At 50.5% G+C, this 1,306-nt stretch carries 1 protein-coding gene; it reads left to right on the top strand.

Features of this window, described 5'->3' with window-relative positions; genetic code table 11:
• Positions 1–2 precede the first annotated feature (2 nt).
• The coding region (locus AC097L_RS24750; protein ID WP_479589369.1) for a TIGR03013 family XrtA/PEP-CTERM system glycosyltransferase at positions 3–1,306 on the top strand (1,304 nt) is incomplete at its 3' end.

The following is a 1,306-nucleotide window of genomic DNA, read 5'->3' as shown; positions in this document are numbered from 1 at the left end:
TTTTGCAGTTTTTCTTTGATGTCAGCATTGTCTTGGCTACTTTGGTGGTTTCTATCCTTTCCCAAGTGGCGGATCCAGGGTCAGAGTCATTGGTCGTTGTCAGTACCTCTTTGTTGCTCGCGGTCGGCATTTTGGTAATTAATGCAGGCCTTGGTTTTTACCGACGTGGCCACAACCTTACATTGGCGCAATCTGGTGCTCGGGCTGCCCTTGCCTTGTGCCTGTCTTTGCCATTCGCGTATGGGATTTTTCGCCTGTCCCCGCTCAAACTCGAAGATGGCAAAATATTTTTGATGACTTTGACGGCAGGCGTCGCCTTGATGTTGATCAACAGAGTTCGTGTGACACAAAAATCTAAAACGAAGACCCGGCAACGTGTTCTTATTTATGGATCGGGGATGCGCGCAAAGTTGGTTGGTCGAAGTCTAAAAATGTCAGACCCGAATGTCGATCTTTTGGGCTATTACCCCAGCCCCAATGAGATTGCAAGTGAGGTTTCTGCTTGGGGCCTTTTGTCACCTGAAAAATCGTTGACAGATATTGTTCACGAGCAAAAAGTCGATGAAATTGTGGTTGCCCTGACTGAGCGTCGTGGTGGCAGCATGCCTTTACGTGAGCTCCTCGATTGCAAGCTGAGGGGCGTGCGGGTGGTCGATATCGCCACCCATTTTGAAAAAACACTGGGGCAAATCAGGCTTGATGCGGTATCTGCCGGCTGGCTTATCTTTGGAGATGGTTTCGAGCAAGGCCTTGTCAGAACCTTGATTAAACGCTTTTACGACATTGTGGGGGCCGTGGCGTTGATAATTTTGTCTTTGCCGGTGATGTTGGTCACTGGGCTCCTGATTTTGCTGGAGAGCCGTGGGCCCGTTTTATACCGGCAGGAGCGGGTGGGGCTGAATGGGCGTTTGTTTAACGTTACCAAATTCAGAAGTATGCGAACTGATGCTGAAGTTGACGGGAAACCCCGGTGGGCATCGGCTACTGACGACCGAGTGACGAAGGTAGGCAAGGTGATCCGAAGGTTGCGAATTGATGAGTTGCCGCAGTTGTTTTGCGTTCTCAATGGCGACATGAGCATGGTCGGGCCACGGCCCGAGCGGCCTTATTTCGTTGACCAGTTGACACGCCAGATCCCCTACTATGCGGTGCGCCAAAGTGTCAAGCCAGGGGTTACAGGCTGGGCCCAAGTTCGCTACCACTACGGTGCCACGCTGGAGGATTCGGCCGAAAAGCTCCAATACGACTTGTATTACGTCAAAAACCATTCGCTGTTTTTAGACATTATTATTTTGTTTGAAACCGT

This window comes from Rhodoferax sp. RT5P35 (assembly GCF_056521385.1).
The sequence above is the reverse complement of the archived record's forward strand: the minus strand, read 5'-3'. Positions and strand labels throughout refer to the sequence as shown.